Source organism: Actinopolymorpha sp. B17G11 (genome assembly GCF_040196095.1).
In the GTDB taxonomy this organism is placed as follows: Bacteria; Actinomycetota; Actinomycetes; order Propionibacteriales; family Actinopolymorphaceae; genus Thermasporomyces.
In genome coordinates, this window is sequence record NZ_JBEFTW010000005.1 from 221,658 (window position 1) to 246,645 (window position 24,988).

Annotated in this window: 23 protein-coding genes; 9 read left to right on the plus strand and 14 right to left on the minus strand. The window is 69.9% G+C overall.

The genetic code is table 11. The annotated features are described in order from the left end of the window. Positions 1 to 3: 3 nt before the first annotated feature. A complete protein-coding gene (locus ABN028_RS08200; protein WP_349696168.1) occupies positions 4 to 1,824 on the plus strand; it encodes a YfbK domain-containing protein in 1,821 nt (606 codons plus the stop codon). A gap of 572 nt (positions 1,825 to 2,396) precedes the next feature. Here the strand turns inward: ABN028_RS08200 and fbaA are convergent. Further along, complete coding sequence (fbaA, locus tag ABN028_RS08205) at positions 2,397 to 3,425, minus strand: class II fructose-bisphosphate aldolase (protein ID WP_349328282.1); 1,029 nt, start codon at positions 3,423 to 3,425, stop codon at positions 2,397 to 2,399. A 314-nt stretch (positions 3,426 to 3,739) separates the two neighbouring features. Further along, complete coding sequence (locus tag ABN028_RS08210) at positions 3,740 to 4,507, minus strand: GntR family transcriptional regulator (RefSeq protein WP_349328281.1); 768 nt, start codon at positions 4,505 to 4,507, stop codon at positions 3,740 to 3,742. 322 nt (positions 4,508 to 4,829) lie between these two features. Here ABN028_RS08210 and ABN028_RS08215 point away from each other — a divergent pair, with 322 nt between their 5' ends. The 3 genes from ABN028_RS08215 to ABN028_RS08225 all read left to right on the plus strand — a co-directional run bounded on the left by ABN028_RS08215 (position 4,830) and on the right by ABN028_RS08225 (position 8,613). Continuing rightward, on the plus strand, positions 4,830 to 5,873 hold the full coding sequence (locus ABN028_RS08215) for an SIS domain-containing protein (RefSeq protein WP_349328280.1): 1,044 nt from the start codon (positions 4,830 to 4,832) through the stop codon (positions 5,871 to 5,873). A gap of 295 nt (positions 5,874 to 6,168) precedes the next feature. Beyond that, the gene (locus tag ABN028_RS08220; RefSeq protein WP_349696169.1) at positions 6,169 to 7,089 is read left to right on the plus strand and encodes a ribosomal RNA small subunit methyltransferase A; all 921 of its coding nucleotides are present in this window, start codon (positions 6,169 to 6,171) and stop codon (positions 7,087 to 7,089) included. Between the two features lie 783 nt (positions 7,090 to 7,872). Further along, on the plus strand, positions 7,873 to 8,613 hold the full coding sequence (locus tag ABN028_RS08225) for an HAD-IIA family hydrolase (protein ID WP_349696203.1): 741 nt from the start codon (positions 7,873 to 7,875) through the stop codon (positions 8,611 to 8,613). A 78-nt stretch (positions 8,614 to 8,691) separates the two neighbouring features. Here ABN028_RS08225 and ABN028_RS08230 read toward each other — a convergent pair whose 3' ends face one another. Continuing rightward, positions 8,692 to 9,453, minus strand: coding sequence for a TrmH family RNA methyltransferase (locus ABN028_RS08230; RefSeq protein ID WP_349696170.1), 762 nt, complete (start codon positions 9,451 to 9,453; stop codon positions 8,692 to 8,694). Positions 9,454 to 9,540: 87 nt separating this feature from the next. Here ABN028_RS08230 and ABN028_RS08235 point away from each other — a divergent pair, with 87 nt between their 5' ends. After that, positions 9,541 to 10,239, plus strand: coding sequence for a VTT domain-containing protein (locus ABN028_RS08235; RefSeq protein WP_349696171.1), 699 nt, complete (start codon positions 9,541 to 9,543; stop codon positions 10,237 to 10,239). Positions 10,240 to 10,342: 103 nt separating this feature from the next. Here ABN028_RS08235 and ABN028_RS08240 read toward each other — a convergent pair whose 3' ends face one another. From ABN028_RS08240 to ABN028_RS08265, 6 genes are all read right to left on the minus strand, one after another. Next, entirely contained in the window at positions 10,343 to 11,029 is a 687-nt protein-coding gene (locus tag ABN028_RS08240) for a LemA family protein (protein WP_349328276.1), read from the minus strand. Positions 11,030 to 11,241: 212 nt separating this feature from the next. Continuing rightward, positions 11,242 to 11,934, minus strand: a complete 693-nt coding sequence (locus tag ABN028_RS08245; RefSeq protein ID WP_349696172.1) for a hypothetical protein — start codon at positions 11,932 to 11,934, stop codon at positions 11,242 to 11,244. A 70-nt stretch (positions 11,935 to 12,004) separates the two neighbouring features. Beyond that, positions 12,005 to 12,532 (minus strand): orotate phosphoribosyltransferase, encoded by a 528-nt coding sequence (gene pyrE, locus ABN028_RS08250; protein ID WP_349696204.1) that lies wholly within the window; start codon positions 12,530 to 12,532, stop codon positions 12,005 to 12,007. 363 nt (positions 12,533 to 12,895) lie between these two features. Then, complete coding sequence (locus ABN028_RS08255; protein WP_349696173.1) at positions 12,896 to 13,831, minus strand: M23 family metallopeptidase; 936 nt, start codon at positions 13,829 to 13,831, stop codon at positions 12,896 to 12,898. Positions 13,832 to 14,067: 236 nt separating this feature from the next. Then, a complete protein-coding gene (locus ABN028_RS08260) occupies positions 14,068 to 14,841 on the minus strand; it encodes an SDR family NAD(P)-dependent oxidoreductase (protein ID WP_349696174.1) in 774 nt (257 codons plus the stop codon). Between the two features lie 85 nt (positions 14,842 to 14,926). Then, the gene (locus ABN028_RS08265) at positions 14,927 to 15,472 is read right to left on the minus strand and encodes a hypothetical protein (protein WP_349328272.1); all 546 of its coding nucleotides are present in this window, start codon (positions 15,470 to 15,472) and stop codon (positions 14,927 to 14,929) included. Positions 15,473 to 15,754: 282 nt separating this feature from the next. Here ABN028_RS08265 and ABN028_RS08270 point away from each other — a divergent pair, with 282 nt between their 5' ends. Then, on the plus strand, positions 15,755 to 16,924 hold the full coding sequence (locus ABN028_RS08270; protein WP_502879171.1) for a pyridoxal phosphate-dependent aminotransferase: 1,170 nt from the start codon (positions 15,755 to 15,757) through the stop codon (positions 16,922 to 16,924). Positions 16,925 to 17,047: 123 nt separating this feature from the next. Here the strand turns inward: ABN028_RS08270 and ABN028_RS08275 are convergent, their stop codons facing one another. Continuing rightward, on the minus strand, positions 17,048 to 18,211 hold the full coding sequence (locus ABN028_RS08275) for a helix-turn-helix transcriptional regulator (RefSeq protein WP_349696175.1): 1,164 nt from the start codon (positions 18,209 to 18,211) through the stop codon (positions 17,048 to 17,050). 354 nt (positions 18,212 to 18,565) lie between these two features. On the opposite strand from ABN028_RS08275, the gene ABN028_RS08280 reads away from it, so the two are divergent. From ABN028_RS08280 to ABN028_RS08290, 3 genes are all read left to right on the plus strand, one after another. Beyond that, positions 18,566 to 18,988: a DUF3224 domain-containing protein gene (locus ABN028_RS08280; RefSeq protein WP_349696176.1), complete on the plus strand. Its 423-nt coding sequence runs from the start codon at positions 18,566 to 18,568 to the stop codon at positions 18,986 to 18,988. Positions 18,989 to 19,076: 88 nt separating this feature from the next. Continuing rightward, positions 19,077 to 19,745, plus strand: a complete 669-nt coding sequence (locus ABN028_RS08285) for a maleylpyruvate isomerase family mycothiol-dependent enzyme (RefSeq protein ID WP_349696177.1) — start codon at positions 19,077 to 19,079, stop codon at positions 19,743 to 19,745. A gap of 7 nt (positions 19,746 to 19,752) precedes the next feature. Next, entirely contained in the window at positions 19,753 to 20,886 is a 1,134-nt protein-coding gene (locus tag ABN028_RS08290) for a winged helix DNA-binding domain-containing protein (RefSeq protein ID WP_349696178.1), read from the plus strand. Between the two features lie 334 nt (positions 20,887 to 21,220). Here the strand turns inward: ABN028_RS08290 and ABN028_RS08295 are convergent, their stop codons facing one another. From ABN028_RS08295 to ABN028_RS08310, 4 genes are all read right to left on the minus strand, one after another. Beyond that, the gene (locus ABN028_RS08295) at positions 21,221 to 22,150 is read right to left on the minus strand and encodes an ABC transporter substrate-binding protein (RefSeq protein ID WP_349328267.1); all 930 of its coding nucleotides are present in this window, start codon (positions 22,148 to 22,150) and stop codon (positions 21,221 to 21,223) included. 99 nt (positions 22,151 to 22,249) lie between these two features. Continuing rightward, a complete protein-coding gene (locus ABN028_RS08300) occupies positions 22,250 to 23,002 on the minus strand; it encodes an ABC transporter permease (RefSeq protein ID WP_349696179.1) in 753 nt (250 codons plus the stop codon). Continuing rightward, positions 22,999 to 23,646 (minus strand): ABC transporter permease, encoded by a 648-nt coding sequence (locus ABN028_RS08305; protein WP_349696180.1) that lies wholly within the window; start codon positions 23,644 to 23,646, stop codon positions 22,999 to 23,001. Before ABN028_RS08305 ends, ABN028_RS08300 begins: the two co-directional genes overlap by 4 nt. Next, the gene (locus tag ABN028_RS08310) at positions 23,643 to 24,836 is read right to left on the minus strand and encodes an ABC transporter ATP-binding protein (RefSeq protein ID WP_349696181.1); all 1,194 of its coding nucleotides are present in this window, start codon (positions 24,834 to 24,836) and stop codon (positions 23,643 to 23,645) included. Before ABN028_RS08310 ends, ABN028_RS08305 begins: the two co-directional genes overlap by 4 nt. Positions 24,837 to 24,988: the final 152 nt, after the last annotated feature.

The following is a 24,988-nucleotide window of genomic DNA, read 5'->3' on the forward strand; positions in this document are numbered from 1 at the left end:
CGCGTGAAGGGACATCCCGCCGTGACCCAGCTACGTACCGCGATCGCCGTCACCGTCAGTGCCGCCCTGCTCCTGCTCGCCGGTTGCTCCGGCGATACCGCGCCTGGCGCCGCCGGAAGCGAAGGGCGGGAGCGGGCGGCTCCAGGCGAGGCGGGCAAGAGCGCGCCCGGCGGTGGTTCCGCGTACGACGGAAACTCCGGCGCCGCCCCCATGGCGCCGCAGGGTGGCGCCGCACCCGAGAGCGGGCTCCGTGCCGACGGCGACGCCGCCGTCGACTCTCGCGCTGTCCGTCCGTACGACGACAACCTGTCGACGTTCGGGCTCGACGTCGACACCGCGTCCTACGACTACGCCCGCCGGGTGCTCTCGGACGGGTCGCTCCCCGATCCGGCGCAGGTACGGCCGGAGGAGTTCATCAACGCGTTCGCCCAGGACTATCCGCAGCCCACGGGCGACGGCATCGGCGTCCACACCGACGGGTTCCGACTGCCGGCGTGGGGTGGGCCGAGGGTCGACAACGGCGGCATCGTCGCGACCGACACCCGGCTGATGCGGGTGGGGCTGCAGACCCGCGCGGAGCGGTACGGAACGCGGCCGAACGCCCACCTCACCTTCGTCGTCGACGTCTCCGGATCGATGCGCGAACCCGGGCGGCTCGACCTCGTCCAGGACGCCCTGCACACGCTCATCGACCAGCTCCGGCCCTCGGACGCCGTAGCCATCGTCGCCTACTCGACGCAGGCCCGGGTGATCCAGGAGATGACGCCGGTGTGGGAGCGGGCCGACCTGCACCAGGCCGTCGACCAGCTCGCGCCGGAGGACAGCACGAACCTCGAGGCCGGCCTCGTCGCGGGCTACCGGGTGGCGCGCGACGGGTTCGGAGAGGGCGTCGCCAACCGGGTGATCCTGCTGTCCGACGGCCTCGCCAACACCGGGAACGTCACCCACGAAGGGATCCTGGCGCAGGTACGCGAGAGCGCCGGCAAGGACATCGCGCTGCTCTGCGTCGGCGTGGGCCGGGAGTACGGCGACCAGCTGATGGAGCAGCTCGCCGACAACGGCGAGGGGTTCGCGGTCTACGTCTCGCAGGTGGAGCAGGCCCGGCGGCTCTTCGTCGACAGGCTGCCCGGGACCCTCTCGGTGCGCGCCCGCGATGCGAAGGCGCAGGTGGCGTTCAACCCGGAGAACGTTGCCGGCTACCAGCTCATCGGCTTCGAGAACCGCGCCGTCGCCGACCAGGACTTCCGCAACGACGCCGTCGACGGGGGCGAGGTGGGTCCGGGGCACAGCGTGACCGCGCTCTACGTCGTGAACCTCCGGCCCGGTGCGCACGGGGAGGTCGCGACCGCCACCGCGCGGTGGCTTTCGCCGCGGACCGGTGCCGCTGACGAGGCGCAGTCGGTGGTGTCCGTCGCCGACCTGGATCTGCCGTACGCCGCCGCGTCCACCCGACTCCGGCTCGACTACGTAGCCGCGACGTTCGCAGTATGTCTGCGCGGTGCCGGCTACGGAGTGGTCGGGTCGGGCCGGGAGTACGTCTATGGCTGCGGTGGAGGTGTGGTGTACGACCGTGGCGACGTCGAGCCGGACGGCGCGCTGGATGGCGGCGGGGCCGGCTTCGACGGTCGCGGTGACGGGTTGGGCGGCCATGGCGGGGTGGGCGGCGACGTTCCGCCGGGTCACCCGCTGCCGGGTCCGTCCGTACCCGAGCTGGTGTCGTGGCAGCAGCTCGCGGCTGAGGCCGACGCTCTGGCGGCGGCGACCGAGGATCCGGACGCCGCGACCCTCGCCGGCCTCATCCATCGCGCGGGCGAACTGATCTAGCCCTGGTGGCGCCGGCCGATCAGGTGAGTGAGGCGAAGTAGGCCTCGGTGAGCCAGCCGCGTAAGTCGGCGTCCGAAGCGGCGCTCGCACTCGGGGCAGGTCCAACCAGCTGCCATGGCCACATCATGGCCCGGCTGCGCGGTATCGGGCACCGGCGGGGAGATCCAGAAAGTGGTCGCGGCAGCGCCCCTCATCGAGTCCCGTGGAACGGTTCGTCCGGAGCGCCGCCGCTGGAGCAAGTTTTGTGGTACGCCGGACGGCCTCGCAATACGTGTCTCAGCGGGAGTTCCAGGTAATCGAGGCCAGATTCGGACACCACCCTTGGTAGCGGCAAGCGCTTGCCGCGTACGAACAGTCACGATTTTCCGTGAATCGGGCATCCGGGGCCCGTCTCGTCGGTGAATGACCACGCTGAGCAGGCTTCTGGTACCTGGAACAGGCATCGGCGCCTGTCCGGAGATCACCGGCATGGGCAGCGTGGTCATTCACCCAAGCGAACCGCCTGCCAGGGCGGCGAGCCCGTGGGCCAACCCGCGCTCAGGGCGATCCCGCGCTCGGGCGGAGTCGGAGTCCTAGTTCTTCGCCAGGGTCGTACCCGTCGAACGCAGGGCCTCGCAGGCATCCGCGACCCGCTTCGCCATCGACGCTTCGGCAGCCTTGCCGTAGGAGCGCGGGTCGTACACCTTCTTGTCGCCGACCTCGCCGTCGACCTTGAGCACGCCGTCGTAGTTCTTGAACATGTGGTCGGCGACGGCGCGGGTGAAGGCGTACTGCGTGTCGGTGTCGATGTTCATCTTGACCACGCCGTAGTCGAGCGCGGACCGGATCTCCGACAGCAGCGACCCGGACCCGCCGTGGAAGACCAGGGAGAACGGCTTCTCCCTGCCGAACTTCGCCCCCACCTCGTCCTGGATGTCCTTAAGGATCTCCGGACGCAGCTTGACGTTGCCCGGCTTGTAGACACCGTGCACGTTGCCGAACGTCAGCGCCGTGATGTAGCGGCCCTGCTCACCGAGACCGAGCACCTCGGCGGTACGCAGACCGTCGCCGGGCGTGGTGTAGAGCTTCTCGTCGATCGCGCCGACGATGCCGTCCTCCTCACCGCCGACGACGCCGACCTCGATCTCCAGGATGATCCTGGCCGCGGACGCCTTCGCCAGCAGGTCTTTCGCGATCTCGAGGTTCTCCTCCAGGGGCACGGCCGACCCGTCCCACATGTGCGACTGGAACAGCGGGTCCTCGCCCCGGGCCACCCGCTCCGCCGAGATCTCGAGCAGCGGCCGGACGAAGCCGTCGAGCTTGTTCTTCGGGCAGTGGTCGGTGTGCAAGGCGATGTTGACGGGGTAGTTCTTGGCGACTTCGCGGGCGTACGCGGCGAAGGCGGCCGACCCGGTCACCATGTCCTTGATCGTGGCGCCCGACAGGAACTCCGCCCCGCCGGTCGAGACCTGCACGATCCCGTCGCTCTCGGCTTCGGCGAACCCGCGAAGCGCGGCGTTGAGTGTCTGCGAGGAGGTCACGTTGATGGCCGGGTATGCGAACGCGCCCTCCTTGGCGCGGTCGAGCATCTCGGCGTAGACCTCGGGAGTGGCGATAGGCATGGGCGCTCCTCGGATGGTTCATCGATCCTCGCGTCACTCCAAGTATCCCCGAGCCCACTGGTCAGACGTTTCTCGCCCTCGCCGTGCTCGACGACCGGCTCCGCCGCTGGCAAGACAGCTCCGACAAGGCGACCATGGTCATGCGTCACGAATGGCGGCAATTCGGCTGCCGGAACCGCCAACTCTGCCGCATGATCATCGTCGGCCATCGCTCATCGTTGGCCATCGCTCATCGTTGGCCAGCGCTCATGGTCGACCACAGCTCATGGTCGGCCACGGCTCATGGTCGAGCACCGCTCATACCGGCGGCACGCTCAGCGCGGGCGCAGCCAGGGCACCTGGCCGGCGTCACTCGCCCGGGCGAGGTCGATGTGGACCTGGTAGCGATCACCGCGGTACCACGACGTGATCCGCTCGACCGGTCGCCCGCCGGCGGTCGACGTACGATCCAGCACCAGCAGCGGCGACCCGGCCGCCACCCCCAGGATCCGTGCGGTCTGGGCGTCGGCGATCTCCGACCGCAGGGTCTGCTTGGCCGCGTCGATCACCACGCCGTACGAACGAGCCAGGATGCCGTACAGCGACTCCGACAGGTCCCGGTCGAGCAACCCGGGTGCCGGTTCCGCGACGTACCACCCGTTCTCCAAGGCCATCGGGATGCCGTCGGCGATCCGCAGCCGCTCGATCCGGTACGCCTGCTGGCTCGCCGACAGCCCGAGCGCCTGGCGGATCGCGACCGGCGGGACGAGCTCGACCGAGCGGAGCACGACCGTCGAGGGTTCATGGCCGCGTCGGCGCATGTCCTCGGTGAACGACGTGAGCTCCAGCATGGAGTCGACCCGGGGTGCCGCGACGAACGTCCCCTTCCCGCGTACGCGATAGAGCCGACCCTCCGCCACCAGCTGCCCGATCGCTTCGCGCACCGTCAGCCGGGAGACGTGGTAGCTGGCCATCAGCTCACGCTCGGACGGGATCGGTGCGTCGGAGGTGAGGTCTTCGGTGATGAGCGTTTCGAGGATGTGCCGGAGCTGGAGATGCTTGGGCACGGGCCCGTCGGTGACGACGCGCGGCCGGTCACCCACGGTTGACTCCTCCTGCCGGCTGCCCGGCTCGTCGATCAGGGTGCCCCCGGCGTTTCCAGCCGGCGCTGCCACCCGAGGCCGCCAGCCGGCCCTGTCACCCGGCCCTGCCACCCGGCGCTGCCACCCGGCGCTGCCACCCGAGGCCGCCAGCCGGCCCTGCCACCCGGCACTGCCACCCGGCACTGGTCGCCGGCAGCTGCCGGCAGTCCGCTGTCGCCGGGGCGTCCTCGCTCCGAGAAGTGTGCCCGGTTATCGTCCGCCCAGGCATGTACGGACGCATCTTGTCACGCGAGGGATGCCGGACCACTCGAAAGGCGTTGGTATGACCACCCAGATGGCCCGGGAGATCGGCGAGCAGCCGGACGCCGTCGCGCGCACCCTGGACGTCCTGCGTCCGCTCCGGGGCGACCTGGCCCGGCTTGCCGCGGGGACGCGGCACATCCTGTTCGTCGCGCGTGGATCGTCGGACAACGCCTGTGTCTACGGGCGGTACCTCGTCGAGATCCACGCCCACCGGATGGCCGGCCTCGCGGCGCCGAGTGTCGCCACCCATTACCACGCCGAGGTCGACCTCACCGACGCCCTCGTCGTGTGCGTCTCCCAGTCGGGCGAGACCCGGGAGATCGTCGAGACCCTGGAATGGGCGACCTCCCGCGGCGCCCGGACCGTCGCGGTGACGAACGAGGGAGGGAGCGCTCTCGCGCGGGCTGCCGACCTGACCCTCGAGACACATGCCGGCGAGGAACGCGCCGTCCCGGCGACCAAGACCTACACGACGCAGCTCGCCGCGATGGCGGTGCTCGCGACCGCGCTCGCGCCCGATCCCACGGCGCTCGACGCACATCTGGCACGGGTGCCGGGCGAGATGGCCCGGCTGGTCGAGCTGCGTACCGGCGTCGACGAGGCCGCCAAGTCGCTGGTCTCGTCCGCGGAGACGCTGGTCTCCGGTCGCGGCCTGCTCTTCGGCACCGCGCTCGAGGTCGCGCTCAAACTGGAGGAGACCTGTCTGCGGCCGGTGCGTGGACTGTCGTACGCCGACCTCCGGCACGGCCCGATCGCGGTCGTCGACGCGGATGTGGCGGCGATCGTGGTGGCGGCACCTGACGGTCCGGTCGTGGGCGGGCTCACCGAGGTCGCCGTCGACCTGCGGGAACGTGGGGCCCGCACCATCGGGATCGGCGGGAACGCGACCTTCGCCGAGTCCTGCGCGCTGTGGGTACCCGGGCCGGACCTGCCGGAGCCGGTGGCCCCGCTCGCCACCGTCGTACCCGGGCAACTCATCGTCGAGGCGCTCGCCCGCCAGCTCGGGCTCGATCCTGACTCGCCGCGCGGCCTGTCCAAGATCACCCAGACCGACGCCACCTGACGTTCCTCTTCGCGGTGGCTTGGGGTGTGGGGATCCTGACGCGCGGGCCGGTTACGATAAAGCGTGATGTGCGCTTTCTTCATTCGTCTGCGGTCAGAACGCCTCACCGACGCCCGGTGAGGGTCTGACCGGACCCTGCATCCGCGCTGCCGTCCAGGACGCCGCGCGGAGTGCGTGATATTCCTCCGCCGCGCTGAGCGCGGCGACTGACGCACATCATTTCCGTACGACCTTCCCGAGTGATCTCGGTGGGGCTTCTTCATGCCCTGTCCGCATGCCACTCGAGGAGGTCTTCATGCCTGCCCGCCCCTACCACACCGGCCGCTCCCACCGGGTCCCGCCGAGTAGTCGCACCACCGGCGCCCACCGACACGCGGGTTCGCGTGGCAGCAACTGGCACGGTATCCATCTGCTGCGTTCGGGCTCGATCATCGATGGCGTGGTGTCATCGGCGGCATTGGGTCCCGACCACCTGGTGCTCGACCTCGGCGCCGGCCCGGGCACGCTGACCGCTCCGTTGGCCGAGACGGGAGCCCGGGTGCTCGCCATCGAACGCGAGGCCGGCTTCGTGGCCCGCCTCCACAAGAGGTTCGGCGACTGCCCGAACGTCCGCGTCGTCGAAGCCGACCTGCGGGTGGTCCCCCTTCCCAGGAAGGCATTCCAGGTGGTGGCCTCGATCCCGTACGCACTGTCGACCGGCTTGTTCCGCCGACTTCTCGATCCCGCTCAGACCGCCATCGACGCGGCGGACCTGGTGGTGGAGTGGGGGTTCGCGAAGCGCATGACCAGGCGGATTCCGCGTGACCTCGAGACGGCCTGGTGGGGTGGGCGGTTCGAGCTCCGGATTGTCCGCAAGATCCCGACGGCGGCCTTCTCACCCGCGCCGGCGGTGGACGGCGCGCATCTCGAGGTACGCAGGCGGCCAGGCATGGCGCGGCGACCGGTCGCCGGCGCCTTGCACGGTGTGCTGGCGGCTGCCTACCGGGACCCTCGTCGTACGACCCGGGAGGTCCTGGCCACGGTCGTCCCGAAGAAACGGGTGAACGGTCTGCTCTCCCTCGCCTCGCTCCCGCCGACGGCCGCGGCGGGGCAGATCGACGTTGCCCAGTGGGCCGACGTCGCCCGCCGCATCGCCGCCGACCCGACCCTGCCGAACCCGCCGCTTCCACGGTCGCTCGAGCGGGGACCTTCCTTGAACGCCCGGCGGAGGTGGTGACATCCGACTCCTCGTCCGGCTGGCACCGGTGATGAGCAGGCCGGCGACGCACTCGGCGCAACACGGGTTCGGGAAGCGTGGGATTCGACGCCGGCGAACGATCGTCTCGATCGTCTGCACGATTGTGGTGATTCGTGCCGCTGGTGCGTTCTCTGCCGATCGAGGCTTCGCGGGCCCGCCGGGGTGCTGTCGAAGAATTCGGACACCCTGGGTTTCGATATGACTACTGTGCGCGTTAGTCTCATCCCTGCAACGGTCCGTCCCGGCGGGCCGGTGAACCACAGCCACCCGGCTGCGTCCAGAGGTGGGTGTCAAGGCGGGCTTTCCTCGGCCCGAAACACCCTTGCGCCCTTGGCGTTCCACCGACGGTCGCAGTACCCGGGTAGAGCGGCGGACATGTGCGCCAGGCGTCCACGGCGCCGGAATGCACCCGGCACGACCTCACGGGTCAGCGGTCACAGGAGGGGGGTGACCGCTGATCGCGAGGTTGGTTGCCGCGTCAGCTTTCCGGCCCGCCTGGTCGACACTCGGGGGACGTCCGCCGGCCCGGTGGGCTGGCACGAGCGAATTCGGAGGCGGATCCGCTCGTGCCAGCCGCTGAGGTTGGCGCCGCCGCCGCTGGCGAACGGCGCCGCCAGGGTGCCGGCCGAGGCGAACGGCTACGGTGGCAGCCCTGGGCGTTGTGCGGCACGGTGGTTGCCGAGTTGACACTGCGCGGCGCGGCCACGGTACGGAGGTTGGCGGGTGTCGGAACGCAGGGCGATCGAGTGCTGGCTGGCCGACATGGACGGCGTACTCGTCCACGAGGGCCAACCGGTCCCCGGCGCCGCCGAGTTCGTCCGGCGGCTACGGGAGTCGGACAAGAAGTTTCTGGTCCTCACCAACAACTCCATCTACACCCCGCGCGATCTGCGCGCCCGGCTTCGCACGGCTGGTTTGGACGTTCCCGAAGAGGCGATCTGGACCTCGGCGCTGGCGACAGCGAGGTTTCTCGAGGACCAGTCGCCGGGAGGTACGGCGTTCGTCATCGGCGAGGCGGGACTCACCACCGCCCTGCACGGGATCGGCTACGTGCTGACCGATCGCAACCCCGACTACGTCGTGCTCGGCGAGACCCGGACCTACAGTTTCTCGACCATCACGACGGCCATCCGGCTGATCAAGGATGGAGCGCGGTTCATCGCCACCAACCCCGACCCGGTGGGACCGTCACCGGCCGGCGTGCTGCCGGCCTGCGGCGCGGTGGCGGCACTCATGACGAAGGCCACCGGTGCCGATCCGTACTTCGTCGGCAAGCCCAACCCGCTGATGATGCGCAGCGCGCTCAACCGGCTCGAGGCGCACTCGGAGACGACGGCGATGATCGGTGACCGGATGGACACCGACGTCATCTCGGGGGTAGAGGCGGGCCTGCGTACCGTGCTCGTCCTCAGCGGGGTGACGCGGCGCGAGGAGATCGAGCGCTTTCCGTACCGCCCCTCGCGGGTGGTCGACTCCGTCGCCGACCTGCTCGACGAGATCTAGCGTCGGGCTCTCCCGTCTTCCATGATCATGAAGGAAAGTCGCCCATACGCCGGAAAACCTTCACGATCACGATCATGATCACGGTTTCTGGTCGAACGCATGACGCCGGATCCATGCGTGCATCGCGATCGCCGCTGCGGCACCGGCGTTGATGGACCGGGTGGAGCCGTACTGCGCGATGGAGAGTACGGCGTCGCAGGCAGCCCGGGCATCGGGCGAGAGACCTGGGCCTTCCTGGCCGAAGAGCAGGACGGAGGCGCGCGGCAGGTCGTACGTCTCCAGCGGCACAGCGCCCGGCAGGTTGTCGACACCCAGGACGCTCAGGTCCTGCTCGTGCGCCCAGGCTGCCAGCGTGGCCGGGTCGGGGTGGTGGCGGACGTGCTGGTAACGATCGGTCACCATCGCTCCCCGGCGGTTCCACCGCCGCCGCCCCACGATGTGCACTTCCCGCGCCAGGAATGCGTTTGCCGTACGTACGACCGAGCCGATGTTGAGGTCGTGCTGCCAGTTCTCGATCGCGACGTGGAAGTCGTTCCGGCGCGCGTCGAGGTCGGCGACCACGGCCTCCCGACGCCAGTAGCGGTACCGGTCGACGACGTTGCGCCGATCGCCATGGGTGAGCAGGTCGGGGTCGTAGCGCGGGTCACTCGGCCGCTCCCCCTGCCACGGTCCCACACCCACCTCGAGGCGGAGGTCGTCCTCCACACCCGCCTGAGCCCCGTGATCATGATCGTGATCATGAAGGCTGGGCGGCTCCATGGCCCCGTCCGGCTTCATGATCATGGAACGGGCCTCCGCCGGTCCTCCGCCGTCGGCAGCGGGGTCATGTTCACAGCTCACCTGCCCATCCTGGACCAGGGCTGCCGCGACGCGGCGAGATGCCCCGAGCGGGCGGCTCCGGACAGGCGCCACCGATAGGCTCGCCAGGTGTCGACGACGAATCTCGCTCTGCTCCCTGACTGGCTCGATGCCCAACACATCCTCGACTCGCTGGGGCCCTACGCCCTGATCGGCGTCCTGATCATCGTGTTCGCCGAGTGCGGACTGCTGATCGGCTTCTTCCTTCCCGGTGACTCCCTGCTCTTCACGGCGGGCCTGCTGGTCGCCACCGGCTCGATCGATGCACCGTTGTGGCTGGTGTGCGTCCTGATCGTCATCTCCGCCTGCGCCGGCAACCTGGTCGGCTACGGCATCGGCTACCGCGCGGGGCCGGCGATCTTCAGCCGGCCCGACTCGCGACTGTTCAAGAGGGAGTACGTCGACAAGACGCACGCGTTCTTCGAGCGCTACGGCGCCCGGGCGATCGTGTTGGCGCGATTCGTTCCCATCGTGCGGACCTTCATCACCGTCATTGCCGGCGTGGGCCGGATGGACTTCCGCCGGTACGCCATCTACACCACGGTGGGCGGGATCCTGTGGGGGGCCGGGGTGACGGTGCTCGGATACTTCCTGGGCCAGATCGCGTTCGTCCGGGACAACATCGAGGCGATGCTGATCCTGATCGTCTTCGTGTCGGTGATCCCGATCGGGGTCGAGTTCCTCCGGGCGTGGAGCCACAACCGGCGAGAGAACGCGAAATCGGAGAGCGGCGAGGCTCCGGCATCCTCGCTCCACGACCGCCGCTGAGGGTTTCGTCGGGCGGTTGGCTTCCGTACGCCTCTGTGCGTGATGAGAGTTGGCCGCGGGGCTACGTGGGCTGGCCGCGGGGCTACGTGGGCTGGCCGCCGGGCTACGTGGGCTGGCTTCCTGGCGTGGCGCCGGAGCCGGGACCCGGGCCCATCTGGGGCGGCGTCGTTCCCGGCGCTCCGGGGACGGCCGTCTGGCCAGACCCCGCCGCACCCCCGGACGCGGTGGAGCCGCCGAAGTCGATCGCGGGTGCCGCTCGGACCTGTGCCTCCTCGACCTCGAAGTACTCCGCCTTCGCGAACCGGAACTGCGCCGCGACGAGGTTGGACGGGAATGCCTCGACCCGGGTGTTGTAGCCCCGCACGTTGGCGTTGTAGAACCGCCGGCCGGCCGCGATGCGGTCCTCGGTTTCGGCGAGCTGCTGCTGGAGGCCGAGGAAGTTCTGGTCGGCCTTGAGCACCGGATAGTTCTCGACCACGGCGAACAGTTGGCGCAACGCGCCCGACAGCGCCGACTCCTGCTGGGCCCTGTCGACGAGACCGGCATCCCCGGCGACGGCGGCATTGCGGAGTCGGGCCACCTCCTCGAAGATCGCTCGCTCGTGGGCGGCGTAGGCCTTCACGGTCTCGACGAGGTTGGGAACGAGGTCGTAGCGCCGGTGCAGCTCGACGTCGACCTGTCGCCACGACTCCTGGACGAGGTTGCGTTGGCTGATGAAGCGGTTGTACGAAACGATGCCGCTGATCACGAGCAACCCGACCACGGCGACGGCGACGATGATCCAGATCACGAGGAATCCTCTGCTGCTCGACTGGCTGGCACCTGCGGATACTAGTGCCCGCTGGCGGACGTTCTGTGGCGTACGGGCAGTGGTGCGGTCACGCTGTGTTCCGTCCATTCCCATGGAGCGTCGACCTCGCCCGTCCGGCTTCGAGCGCCGCCCCCACACTCGCCCGAGGCCATCACCCCTGCCGACCCGCGGCCCCAGGGATCCGCGCCCGGTCAGGTGGAGCCGAAGTCCTTCCACACGAAGGAGGGCACCAGCTCGATGATGTCGGCGAGCAGGTCGAGGCGCGCCACGATCGACGCCGGATCGGCGCGATCCTGCTCCCAGCAGACCAGGACGTCGCTCTCGATCCGCCAGCTGACCCCGCCTGACGCGGCGGCGGTGAGCAGCAGCTCCATCATCCTGGGGTGGAGCATGGCCGTGCCGTAGCGCTTGTCGTCGCAGTCGACCCGGTACGCCTGGTTGAATGCCTCACTCTCCAGCTCCAGGTCGCCGAACCCGAGCGCGCCGGCGACGCGGCCGCCGAAGATGCCTTCCGGCCGTACCTCGAGGTCGGGGAGCCGGTGCGGCAGCGTCACCAGCCAGATGGCGTACTCGTGGGTCTTGGTGCTCCGGTTGTTGCCGCTGCCTGAGTCGGTTTTGTACTCGTAGTCGTACGCCACGATCTGCCGGCCACGATGGGTGCCGACAAGGACGTTCTCCGCGCGTCGCGACCGGCCCTGCCCGAACGGCGTGCCGCTGTCGTCGCGGACGAACCGCGAGTCCTCTTCGTACCAGGTCCAGCCGTGGTCGGCGGCGAGCTTCTGCATGGCCCTCATGCGCTCCTGGTCGGCCTTCCAGCGCAGGTACCAGAAGGTGCCGGCAACGGCGGCGAACAGCACGACGATGAGGGCGGACTCGATCTGCATGCGGGCCTCCCGTTGCGGCTCCGGCGATCGCCGATCCGCGCTCGTGAGCCGGTCAGTGCTGGCGGGCCGGTCAGCGTCGGTCGGTGGTCAGGCCGAGGTCGGTGAGGCCATAGAGGTACCGGTACTCGAGTCCGGCCTCCTCGACCCGCTGGCGCGCGCCGGTGTCGCGGTCGACGATGACGGCGACCGCGACCACCTCGGCGCCGGCCTCTCGGAGTGCCTCGACGGCGGTGAGGACGGAGTTGCCGGTCGTGGACGTGTCCTCGACCGCGAGGACGCGCCGCCCGGCGACGTCGGGGCCTTCGATCCGGCGCTGAAGGCCGTGCTGCTTCTCGGACTTGCGTACGACGAACGCGTCGAGCCGACGGTCCTCGGCTGCGGCGGCGTGCAGCATGGCGGTGGCCACCGGGTCCGCGCCCAGGGTGAGGCCCCCTACCGCGTCGTAGTCGAGGTCGTCGGTGAGGTGGCGCATCTGCCGGCCGACGAGCGGGGCGGCGGCGCCGTCAAGGGTGATCCGGCGGAGGTCGACGTAGTAGTCGGCAGTACGACCGGAGGACAGGACCACCCGCTCGTGGACGATCGCGCGGGCCTTGATCAGTGCGAGGAGCCGGTCGCGGTCACCGTCGGGATCTGAGCCGGGTGCGCGCTGGTCAGGGTCGGTACCAGGACCGGACCCCGGGCCGGGGTGGTGAGGGACGGCTTCGGAAGCGTGGGGGCGGGACGCAGTGGACACGACCAGGAAGCTTAGAGGGCCGAGGGGCCTCGTCCATGATCATGCGCGGCGTATCGCGTGTTTTCTGCCGCAGAACGCCCCGACTTCCCGCGCATGATCATGGTCGCCCGGCGTCGCAGAGCGAGCCAGGTGAGCGGCGCGGCGGCGTCCGGGAGTGGTGCGAGTGCAGCTGTGCCGGGGGTGGAACGGCGCATCGAGGCGCTGCGAGACCAGTGATGGCCCGCGTGGTCAGCAGCCGTTCGTGCTGCGTACGACCGGGAACGGTCCGTCGGGTGAGAGTCGGCGAGCCGCGCCCTGGATGACGGGCGGGACGATCTCGGGCGGACGCGCGTTGCCGTCGCCGTTCTCGTCGAAGAGTTGTTCGTAGTGCAGGTGTGCGGCCTGCGTGCCCACCGCACCCACTCGCCCGATCGGCTGCCCCCGGCTCACGTCGTCGCCGGGGCTGACGGAGATGTCGTCCATGTGCAGGTACAGCGTGTACCACCGGCCGCCGTGGTCGATCTTCACTCCGCCCGGGCGGACCAGCTGGCGCACCTCGCCGGAGGCGGAGGCGCGGACAACGGCGCCCTGGGTGGCCCCGTCCATGCGGAACATGTCGATCTTCGCGTCGTCGGGATTGTGCCCGCGATATGTGCTGAGCCGCCACCGCTGGCCGCAGGCGAACGGGAGGGCGAAACCCGGTCGGGGCCCCGGCTCGTCGACGCTCAGACCGGGGATCGGCCCGAAGGCGCCACTCACACCGAACCAACGATCAGCGGCCCAGGCGAAAGCGACGATCCCGGTGAGGACTGCGAGAACGATCGCGAGCGCGGCCGCGCGCCGGCCCTGCCGGGTCGCACTGCTCCGCCGGTCCTGCCAGATGGCTCGACCCTCATACTGGCTCGCGCCCTCGCCCCGGTATTCCCGCGCGCCCCGGTATTCCCGCGCGACCTGGCGTTGCGGTGCGACCTGGTGTTGCGGTGCGACCTGGCGTTGCGGTGCGACTTGGTGTTGCTGTGTGACGGCGTTCGGCCCTGCGGCGTCGTACTGGTCCTGCCTGGGTGGTGCGTAATGGGTTTGTCTGAAAGCCGGCGGCCGATCTTGCGGGGCGTCCCGCTTGCGTTCGCCCATCACGCCCAGCCCCGCTCCCACTCGCGCCTGCCCCATGATCATGTTCGTGATCATGAAGGATTCGTGGCTCCATAGGCCCGTTACCTTTCATGATCATGGGTGGAACGACCCAGGTGGCGCTTCCCGTTCCCGCAGTACGCCCTGGCGGTCTTCGCGCCCGACCTTGCCGGACGGTTCGCGCCACCCATCTCTTACAGGCCCCTACGCGTCGCGCGCCTCTGTGGTTCGTACGGGCGGCGTTCCCGTGCGGATTCCCGCCGCATCCCACCTGCGGCACCCACCGGGCGGTTCTACCGGCGGCGCATCCGCAGCGCACGAGCGAACCGGCGTACCAGGAGGCGTGGGCTGTGGCGGCTCGCCGTCGCCAGCACCCGGTAGCGCAGCGTCGGGATCAGCACCGGTGACGTACGCCCGGCCTCCAGATGCCGCAGCGTCGGCTCCACGATCTCCTCCGGCTGGAGCCACATCCAGCCGGGCAGGCCGTGCACCCGCACGCCGGAGCGGTCATGGAACTCCGTACGGACGTAGCCCGGACACACGGCAAGCACCCGGACGCCGGTGCCGATGAGCTCAGCCGCGAGCCCTTCACTGAAGCTCGTCACCCACGCTTTCACCGCGCCGTACGTGCCGTACGGCACGAAGCTGGCGATGCTGGAGATGTTGACCACCGCGCCGGTCCGCCGCTCGACCATTCCCGGGAGGGCCGCCATCGTGAGCCGCAGCACGGCCCGGACGTGGACGTCGAGCAGCCGCTCCTCGTCCTCGACCGGGCCGGCGACGATGGTGCTGGCGAGGGTGAAGCCGGCATTGTTGACGAGCAGGTCGATGGCGGGCTCGCCAACGGACAGGCGCTCCTCGACCGTACGCAGAGCAGCGGCGTCGGCGAGGTCGGCGGGCAGGATCTCGCAGCTGATCCCGTGTGCGGTGCTGAGCGTCTCGGCGACGGAGCCGAGCCGGGCGACGTCGCGAGCCACCAGCACGAGGTCGTAGCCGCGGCGGGCGAGGGCATCTGCGTAGGCTCGGCCGATACCTGAGGTAGGTCCGGTGATCAGGGCGGTCGGCATGAGGAGGCAGCCTAGATGGCCAATTCCAGGAGGAGCCGCCTGCCCTGCGGGTTGTCCGGTCGACTCACCGGCACCGCCTGACCGTCTACGCCGATACCTTCCGGGACCCGTCGAACCATGGTCGGGACGCCGGCAGCCAGAGCAGGACGACGGCCGCGATACCGACGACGACCAGCGCCAAGCCGACGAAGGACAGCCCCTGCAGGTTGAAGAACACGTTGGCCACGGCGAGGATGCTGGCGGTCAGGCGGGCCCAGTTCTTGCCCCGGTCGTTCATCAGCGCGAGGAAGATCCAGAGCGCGATCATGATGATGCCGAGCACGATGATGAACGTGAACGTGTTGTTGGCCAGCGCCTCGGCCTGTTCGGGCGTGCCCTTCTGCCGTTCGACCGCCTTCTCCGCCTCGCTGCGGATCTGCTGTCGCGTCCCTGAGCTGAACAGCGACAGGAGCGAGGCGACGGACAGCGCGGCACCGACGTACATCAGGATGACGGCGATCCTGATCTCCCGCGGCTTGGTGACGGGACTGGCCGCGGCATCCTTCTCGCTGACCGGCCAGGACGGCATCGGCGGCGGGGGCGTCGGATCCCGGCGCTCCGGCTGCTCCTCCGGTGGCTTCGACTCACTCATGCGCGTCCTCGCTTCACCGCGAACCCGCATGAGGCCCGGTGGGCGCCGCGCGCACGTGGGCGCTCGCTCCACTCGCTCATGATGTCCTCCTGGGCATGTGCTCCGCCGCCGTACGTCCGCGCCGGTCTCGATCCACCCTTGATCCACTCACTGTGCAGGGCAACCTTGCCATCATCGGGTAGGTGCCGCGGCGGCCAACCTCGGACGCGCCGACCGCCCGGCGCTGGTCGGCCCCGGCCGCGGCACCGCGTCCGCTACGTACACAGCCTAGGCTGAGCGAACGTGACCCATCCACGCATGGCTGCCCGGCTGCACGGCCTCGGTACGACGATATTCGCTGAGATGTCCGCTCTTGCCGTACGTACCGGCGCGATCAATCTCGGCCAGGGGTTCCCCGACACCGACGGGCCCTCGTCGATGCTGGAGGCGGCGGTCGGGGCGATCCGGTCGGGCCAGCACAACCAGTACCCGCCGGGCATCGGCATTCCCGCACTCCGGACGGCGGTCACCGATCACCAGAAGCGTTTCTACGACCTGTCGTACGACCCGGACACCGAGGTACTCATCACCGCCGGGGCGACCGAGGCGATCGCGGCCGCGCTGCTCGCGCTCGTCGAACCGGGTGACGAGGTCGTCGCGATGGAGCCGTACTACGACTCCTACGCCGCCTGCATCGCGATGGCCGGCGGGCAGCGGGTGCCGGTGACGCTGCGGCCGCCTGAGTTCCGGCTCGACCTAGACGCCCTACGGGCGGCCGTCGGCCCGCGGACCAAGGTGCTGCTGGTCAACACGCCGCACAACCCGACCGGCACGGTGCTCACGCCGAACGAGCTCTCCGCGGTGGCGGCCCTGGCGTGTGAGCGCGACCTGCTGGTGATCACCGACGAGGTCTACGAACATCTGGCGTACGACGGTGCTCCGCATGTCCCGCTCGCTTCGTACCCTGGCATGCGCGAGCGGACGGTCACGATCTCCAGTGCGGGCAAGACGTTCGCCGTCACCGGATGGAAGATCGGTTGGGTGTGCGCGACGCCCGAGCTGGTGGATGCGGTCAAGACGGCGAAACAGTTCCTCACCTACGTGTCGGGTGGGCCGTTCCAGCCGGCGGTGGCGACGGCCTTGGCGCTGGACGATTCGTACTATGTCGAACTGCGAGACTCCTTGCAGGCAAAGCGAAACCTGCTCTGCGCTGGGCTGGCCGACGTGGGGTTCGAGGTGTTCGTACCGCAGGGCACGTACTTCCTGACCACCGACGTGCGGTCGCTCGGGTACGACGACGGGGTCGAGTTCTGCCGGATGTTGCCCGAGCGGTGCGGGGTGGTGGCGATCCCGCACGAGGTGTTCTACGACGACAAGACCGCCGGGCGTCCCCTGGTGCGGTGGGCGTTCTGCAAGCGGGACGAGGTCTTGGTCGAGGCCGTCGATCGCCTCGGTCGCGGTCTGCGGCGCTAGTGGACCCCTGCATCCCGCGCACTGCCCCGTTGCGCAACAGGTGTCCCGTGGCGCGGGTTGTCAGTTCACTGACAACCTCCAGCTCCCCGCCACCCCTCGGCTGCCGGCGGGTCGGATACCGGATCAGGCGTAGAGGAGGGCGACTGCTTGGGCGGTTTCGGCGAGGAGGGTACGCAGCTCGGCCGGCTCGAGGACCTCGGCGTCGACGCCGAACTGCAGCAGCTCATGTCGCGCGTGGGTGAGCGACTCGATCGGGATCACCGTGCGTACCCATCCCTCGGCGTCGGGCGGTCCGGCATTCGCCCGTGCCGCCCGTGCCGCCACCGGGCCCAGGTAGTAGCCGAGCAGGAACAGGCCACGCTCCGAGAACCGGACGACCGCCTCGCCTCGGTAGAGCCGCTCGCGGTACTGGTCCGACCAGTCCTGCCAGTACGTGGCCAGGTCGAAGTCGTCGACCCGCGCGAAGTGCTCGTCGCGGGTGGTGAGCGCAACGATCCGCGAGATCCGGTACGTACGCATGCCCGCGGCGGCACGAGCGGGCGGGTCGGGCTGCCCCGTTGCGTGAGGGGTCCCCTGCGCCAGTAGGTTCGCGTGAGGGGTCCCCTGCGCCGATGGGTTTGGATCGGGGGCGCCCTGCGCCGGTGGGTTTGGATCGGGGGCGCCCTGCGCCGGTGCGTTTGGATGAGAGGTCCCCTCCTCCAGCGGCGCGGTGTGGGGCCGGGCCGCGAGGTACCACACGCCGGTCTTGAGGACCAGACCATGCGGCTCGAGGGTGCGGGTCACCTCCCTGCGCGCCGATCCGGCGCGTACGTACCGGATCTCGATCACCCGCTGGTTCCACACCGCGTCGGCCACACCGGTGAGGTGCCGGGGGCGCTCCACCTCGCGGAACCATCCGGGTGCGTCGAGATGCACCCGCTCGCGGATCCGACCCGCCCGAGTCCGCAGCTCCGGCGGCAGGGCGGCCATGATCTTGAGCTGGGCCGCCGCCAGGACGCTGCCGAGGCCGAGTTCCGCGGCGGCCGGTTCCGGGATCCCCGCCACGAACAGCGACTCCGCCTCGTCACCGGTGAGTCCGGTCAGCCGGGTGCGGTAGCCGTCGAGCAGTTGGTAGCCGCCAGCCGGACCGCGGTCGGCGTACACCGGGACGCCCGCGGCGGACAGGGACTCGACGTCCCGGTAGACGGTACGGACGGACACGTCCAGCTCGCTCGCCAGCTCACGCGCCGTCATCCGCCCGCGACCCTGGAGCAGCAGCAGGACGGAGAGTAACCGGCTCGCTCTCATCGCGTTGCTCCCTCCGGATCAGATCGCCGGTGACGTTGACTTCTGTCTGACGGGGCGACCCTCTGTCTGACCGCTGCCCGGCTCGCCGGCCGAAGCATTGCCGCCTGAACCCCGACGGCTTGGCTGAACCCCGACGGCTTGGCTGAACCCTGACCGCCTGGCTGAACCCCGACCGCCTGGCTGGCCGCTGACCGGGTGCCTGACCGCCGGATCAACCACAGTTTCGTCCCTGGTATATGACAAGAACTGACAGGTATACCGGCCAGAGTGAGCCTAACCCGCGGGCCCGCACCTCCCACGTGCCGGCGGCCCGACGGGACCAGCAGACAGATGACGAGGAACGGAGTACGCACCATGACGACGCAGCCGAGCGGTACCGGCAGGTTCACCACCACCAGCTGGGAGGAGAAGCAGCCCGACGAGGCAAGGTCCGGGCCGCGCCTGGCCCATGCGTACACGACCAGCACGTTCGAGGGCGTCATCGAGGGCACCAGCGAGTCCGACTACGTGATGTATTACTCCGGCCAGCGTGAGGGCTGGGGTTCCGGGACCTACGCCGGCTATGAGCAGGTGACCGGGACCGTCGCCGGCCGCACGGGAACCTTCGTCCTTCGGCACGTCGGCGAGTTCGACGGCGCGAATGTCGGCGGCCGGTGGACCGTGGTCACCGACTCCGGCACCGGAGAGCTTGCCGGCATTTCCGGCGTGGGCGGCTTCACCAGTACCCATGGCGATCAGAGCACGCCCTACACGTTTGCGTACACCTTCGCCGGATGACACCGGCCCTGATGACATCCGCTCTGATGACACGGTCGAGGGAGGCTCTCCCCGCCGGCGAGGGTCGATCCGAGCCGAGGAGAAGGCGATGACGACGGACAATGCCGCACAGTACGACGCCAGCCGCGCACGGATCGCCGGCCTCGTGCGAGACGCTGACCCCACCACCCCCGTCGGCGCATGCCCGGGTTGGACGATCGGCGACCTGGTGGCGCACCTCGCCGGGTGCCTCGGCGACTTCCTCGCCGGCAGGTTCGCGGTCGACGAGGGAGACGACTTCGGCGAACGTACCGTCCGCGAACGCCGGCACCAGTCCATCGATGACTCGCTCGCCGAATGGGAGCGGAACCGGGCGACCGCGGACGAGACCCTCGCCGGCCCGATGGGTGGCGTTCTCGTCGCGGAGGTCATCTCGCACGAGCAGGACGTCCGGCAGGCGGTCGGCGCGTCCCGCGTCCCCGACGCCGAGGCTCTCCGGGAGGCTCTCGTCAGCCCGTTGCAGGAGATCGAGCGTAAGGCTCGGGAGGCGAGCCGCCCGGCGGTGCGGCTGGTCGTCGACGGTGAGCCCCGGCTGGTCGGCGTCGGCGAGCCCGGTGCCACCCTCACGGTGTCGGCCTTCGACCTGCTGAGGATCGTCGGCGGGCGGCGGAGCCGGTCACAGACACGGGAACTCGACTGGTCCGGCGACGATCCGGAGCCGTACCTTGATGCGCTGACGATGTTCGGTGGGTTCCGCGACACGCCGCTCGAGGAGTGAGGTCACGATGGTGCTGACGGTTGACCGCCGGCAGGTGCTGGCGTACCGCGTCGCGGCGCACGGACTCGCCCGGGACGTCAAGGATCCGCGCGACCTCGGGGTGCTCGATCTTGGCATCCAGGACTCGCAGTTCGGCACGGCCCGGCTGGCGCTCACCGCCCGGCTCCCCTTCGTACCCACGGCCGCTGCTGGCGACCCGGTGAGCGACGAGACGACGTACGCCCTGCTGTGGTCGTTCCGCGGCGCCCCTCACCTCCATCGGCGTACGGACCTGCCGGCGCTCACCGCCGCCCTCTGGCCGCTCGACGACGCTGACGCGATGACCCGGCTCGCGTCCGCCCGGAAGCCGATGGCGCAGGCGGGCATCTCCGGGCTGGAGGCGTTCACGGCTGCCGCGAAGGCGATGCGTGCCGTCGTCACCAAGGCCCTGCCGAAGGGCGAGGTGAGCGCCGGCGTGACGGCGGCCCTGCCGGAAGCGTACGCCTACGCCTGCCGGTCATGCGCATCGACGCATGTCTACGGGTCGATCTTCCAGCTGGTCGGGCTGCCGGCGGGGGTGCGGCACGTACCCGACCGGGCTCCGTTGACGTTGGTACCGCTGGAGGGGCGCTCGCGCGTGCCGACCAAGGCCGCTGGGACGGTGGATGTCGTACGTACGTACCTGCGACTGCACGGTCCGGCGTCCGCGGCGGAGGCGGCGAGCTACCTGGGTACGACACAGGCGAAGGTCCGCACGGTCTGGCCCGACGGCCTCGCCGAGGTGAGCGTCGAGGGGCGCCGGTCCTGGCTTCCGGAGGAGCAGCTGCCCTTGCTGCGCAAGGCTTCGCGGGCCGCCTACGTCCGACTGTTGCCGGCGCTCGATCCGTTCCTGCAGTCGCGCGATCGGGACCTGCTCGTGCCGGATCCTGGGCAGCAGAAGGCGTTGTGGAAGATCCTCGGCAACCCCGGGGCCCTGCTGGTGGACGGCGAGGTTGCCGGGACGTGGCGGGTCCGGGGTACGGGCAAGAAGAGGTTGACGGTGACGGTCGAGGCGTTCGGGAAGCTGTCGGCGAAGGTGCGGGCGGCCATCGACGACGAGGCGGGTCGGATCGCTCAGCTCCGCGAAGCGAGCGACGTCGCGGTGTCGTACGGCTCCGGGTGAGAGCGGCACCCAGCGAGCTCGCCGGCGGGTGAGAGGGGCACTCGGTGAGCGCGCCGGCGGGTGAGTGCGGCGCCGGTGAGCGCGGCACTGGGTGAGCGCGGCACCGGTGAGCGGGCCCCAAGCGGGAACCGAGCGGTGCGGGGCAGGGCAGTGCGGGGCGGGGCAGAACCGCAAATGACCACGCTGCCCATGCCTGTGGAAGCCGGAACAGGTGTCGGTACCTGTCCAACGACCAAAGGCATGGGCAGCGTGGTCATTTACCGCCGGCACGGGTGGGCAGCGTGGTCATTTACCGCCGGCCCCGCCCGGGCGAAGACCTCCCGGAGCGTGCCGCCTACGAGAGGCCGTTCTGGGTGAGCCACTCCTCGGCAACGGCGGCGGGGTTCTGCTTGTCCACCTCGACCTTCGCTACGAGGTCGCGCAGCGTCGGCGTGTCGAGATTGGCCGATACGCCGTTCAACGCCTCCGTCACCGTGTCGGACGCCTTGTCCTTGACGATCAACGGCACGACGTTCTGTGCGGTGAAGAGCAGCTTCGGGTCGTCGAGGACCACGAAGTCGTTCTGCGCGATCGCGGACTGGGTGGTGAACAGGTTGCCCGCGTCGACGCGTCCGCCCTTGAGCGCGGCGATCGTGAGCGGGCCCGCGACGTCGAGAGATGTGAACGACTTGAACTCCACGTCGTAGACCTCCTTCAACCCGGACACGCCGGTCGGCCTGGTCTTCCACTCCGGCGGTCCGCCGAGCACCAGGTCCTTGGAGTGCGGTGCAAGGTCGCCGATGGACTTCAGCTTGTACTTGTCGGCAGTCTCCTGTGTGACGACCACCGCGTCCTTGTCCTCCGCGGACGACTTCTCCAGGACGGTCAGGTCACTCGGCACGGCAGACTGCAGGGCCGTGTAGACCTCGTCCGGCTTGGCGGCCGTCGCCTCCTCGTCGAAGTACTGCAGCAGCACGCCGGTGTATTCCGGCACGAGGTCGATCGAACCGTCCTCGAGGCCCTTGATGTAGGCCTCGCGGGCGCCGATGTTGAGCTTCTTCTCGACCTTGACGTCCTTGGCTTCCAGGGCGCCGGCGTAGATCTCGCCGAGCAGGACCGCCTCGGGGAAGTTGGCCGAGCCGACGGTGATCGTGTCGGCAGGTGCATCGGAGCCGTTGGGCGCCTCGGCCGTCTCCTCCGCCAGCGGATCGCCGCCGCCACCGCACCCGGCGAGTGCGAGGACGCTGACCGCGAGGGCCGCGAAGATCGTCCTTGTCGGTTTCATCAGGTGTCTCCTGTTCGGGTACGGACCTTGCGCAATCGGATGGATGGATGGACTCGGATGGGTGTCGTACGGAACTCCGGCTGCCCCCGCGTCCCGCCGCTACGCCGCGACGGGTTCGTGCTCGGTCGGGTCGGCCTCGACCTTTCCTGCGTCCTGCGTTCGGCGCCGCGCCGTGCGACGGCGGAGCCCCCGCGGCACCGCGAGCCACTGCGCCGCCGCCAGCGCCAGTTCGACCACGACGGCGAGCGCCGCCACCAGCACCGCTCCCGCGAGCATCTGCGGATAGTCGCGGACCGCGATCCCGTCCATGACGAACTGGCCGAGCCCGCCCAGCCCGACGTACGCCGCGATGGTGGCCGTGGCGACGATCTGCAGCATCGCGCTGCGCAGGCCGGAGAAGACCAGCGGCAGCGCGCACGGCGCCTCGACCTTCGCGAGCACCTCGTGGCCGGTCATGCCCATGCCGTACGCCGCGTCCCGGGCGGCGAGGTCGACGCCCTGCACACCGGCGTACGTGCTCGTGAGGATCGGTGGAACGGCGAGGACGACCAGCACGGAGATGCTCGGCACCAGGAATCCGAGGTCACCGGGCAGCCGACTGATCAGCGGGAGGGTGACGAGAATCAGCAGCCCGAACGTCGGAAGCGCGCGAAGCGCGTTGGCCAGCCCGGCGACCATGAAGGTGCCGCGACCGGTGTGCCCGATGTACATGCCGAGCGGGATGCCGATGAGGGCGGCGAGCGTCAGGGCGAGCAGGGAGTAGCCCGTGTGCTCGATCAGCCGCTGCGTGATGCCTTCTGGGCCGCTCCAGTGAGCGGGGTCGGAGAGCCAGGCAGCGAGTTCCGCGATCATGCTGCGCTCCCTGCCCGTTGCCACGGGGTCAGTGCCCTGATCAGCCCGAGAATGATGCCGTCCAGGGCCAACGCGAGCACGACGCAGCCGAGAATGCCGACGATGAGCGGCGCCATGAAGTTCCGCGAGAAGCCGTCGGTGAACAGCAGTCCGAGTTCAGGGGTGCCGATGATCGCGGAGACGGCGACCAGGCTGACGTTGGAGACCGCGGCGACCCGAAGCCCGGCGCCGATCACCGGCACCGCGACCGGCAGTTCGACGCTCGCCAGCCGCCGCGGCCGGCGGTAGCCCATCGCGGTCGCCGCCTGGAGTACGTCGTCAGGGACGGTGGCGAGGCCGTCGGCGACCGTGCGTACGAGCAGAGCGACGGTGTAGACCGTCAGCGCGGCGACGACGTTGATCGGATCGAGGATCTTGGTACCCAGGATCACGGGCAGCGCGACGAACAGCGCGAGCGACGGGATGGTGTAGAGCAGACCGGTCACGCCGATCATCGGCGGGTAGAGGTGGCGGTGGCGCCGGGCCAGCCAGCCCAGCGGGATCGAGATCGCCAGCCCCAGAAGGAGAGGCAGCACCGACAGCCAGGCGTGCCAGGCGAAATAGCCGCCCACCTGACCGGCGTTGCTGGTGAACCACTCGATCACCGCGGGGCTCCTGTCGTGGAGCCGGTGTCGTGCCCGCCGCGACCGGAACCTCCGTTGCTCCTGCCCTTGCCGGTCGTACCACCACCGTTGCCGCCGGCGGCATCGGAGGTCGGTGGGTCGAGGAGGGCCAGAACGGTCGCCGTGCTGACCGCGCCGACCAACCGCCCGTCGTCGTCAGCCATCACGCCACGACCTGTCGGTGAGGACAGGGCGGCGTCGAGGGCACTGCGCAGCGAGCCGGTGACGCTGCCGACCGTGCCGCCGCGGTGGAGGAGTTCGGGCGTCACCTCACTGGTCAGCCGGCCGACGTCAACCCAGCCTTGCGGGCGTTGCCCGTCGTCGACGACGAGAACCCAGCCGTCGCGGGCCGTGGCGCGGGCCTGCTCGGCACTCGCCCCAAGCGCGACGGCGGGTTCGGGGTCGTAGGTGATGCCGTCGGCGGGCGTGAACGACAGCGCGCGATAGCCCCGATCCTTGCCGACGAAGCCCGCGACGAACTCGTCGACCGGTCGCGAGAGCAGCTCCTTGGGTGCGGCGAACTGCGCCAGCGTGCCGCCGGTCCGGAGGACGGCCACCTTGTCGCCGAGCTTGATCGCCTCGTCGATGTCGTGGGTGACGAACACGATGGTCTTGTCGAGCTCGTTCTGGAGGCGGAGGAACTCGTCCTGCAGTCCTTCGCGTACGACCGGGTCCACCGCGCTGAACGGTTCGTCCATCAGCATGACCGGCGGGTCGGCGGCGAGTGCGCGGGCGACTCCGACCCGCTGCTGCTGGCCGCCGGAGAGCTGCGCGGGGTAGCGCTTGGCGAGCTGGGCGTCGAGGCCCACCCGGTCGAGGAGTTCCATGGCCCGGGCGCGGGCCTTCGCGCGGTTCCAGCCCAGCAGGTAAGGAACGGTCGCGATGTTGTCGATCACCGTACGGTGCGGGAAGAGCCCCGCGTGCTGGATCACGTAGCCCATGCCGCGCCGGAGCTTGGCCGCGTCAGTGGCGGTGTTGTCGGCGCCGTCGACGAGGATCCGGCCGCCGGTCGGCTCCACCATGCGGTTGATCATCCGAAGGGACGTGGTCTTGCCGCAGCCGGAGGGTCCGACCAGAACGGTGATCTCACCTGACTCGGCGCGCAGGTCCACGCCATCGACCGCCACGGTCCCATCGGGGTAGCGCTTGGTGACGGACTCGAACTCGATCACGTCGGCCCTCCTCGGTCGACGGGCGGAATGGCGGTCCGCACTCTGCCGCTGGTCGCCGTGCCTGACAGCCACCGTGGTCGCGGCGCCGGGGTGGGCTCCGGATCACGTGCACCGGCTCCACCATAACGGTGCGTACGGACAAACCGGTCTGC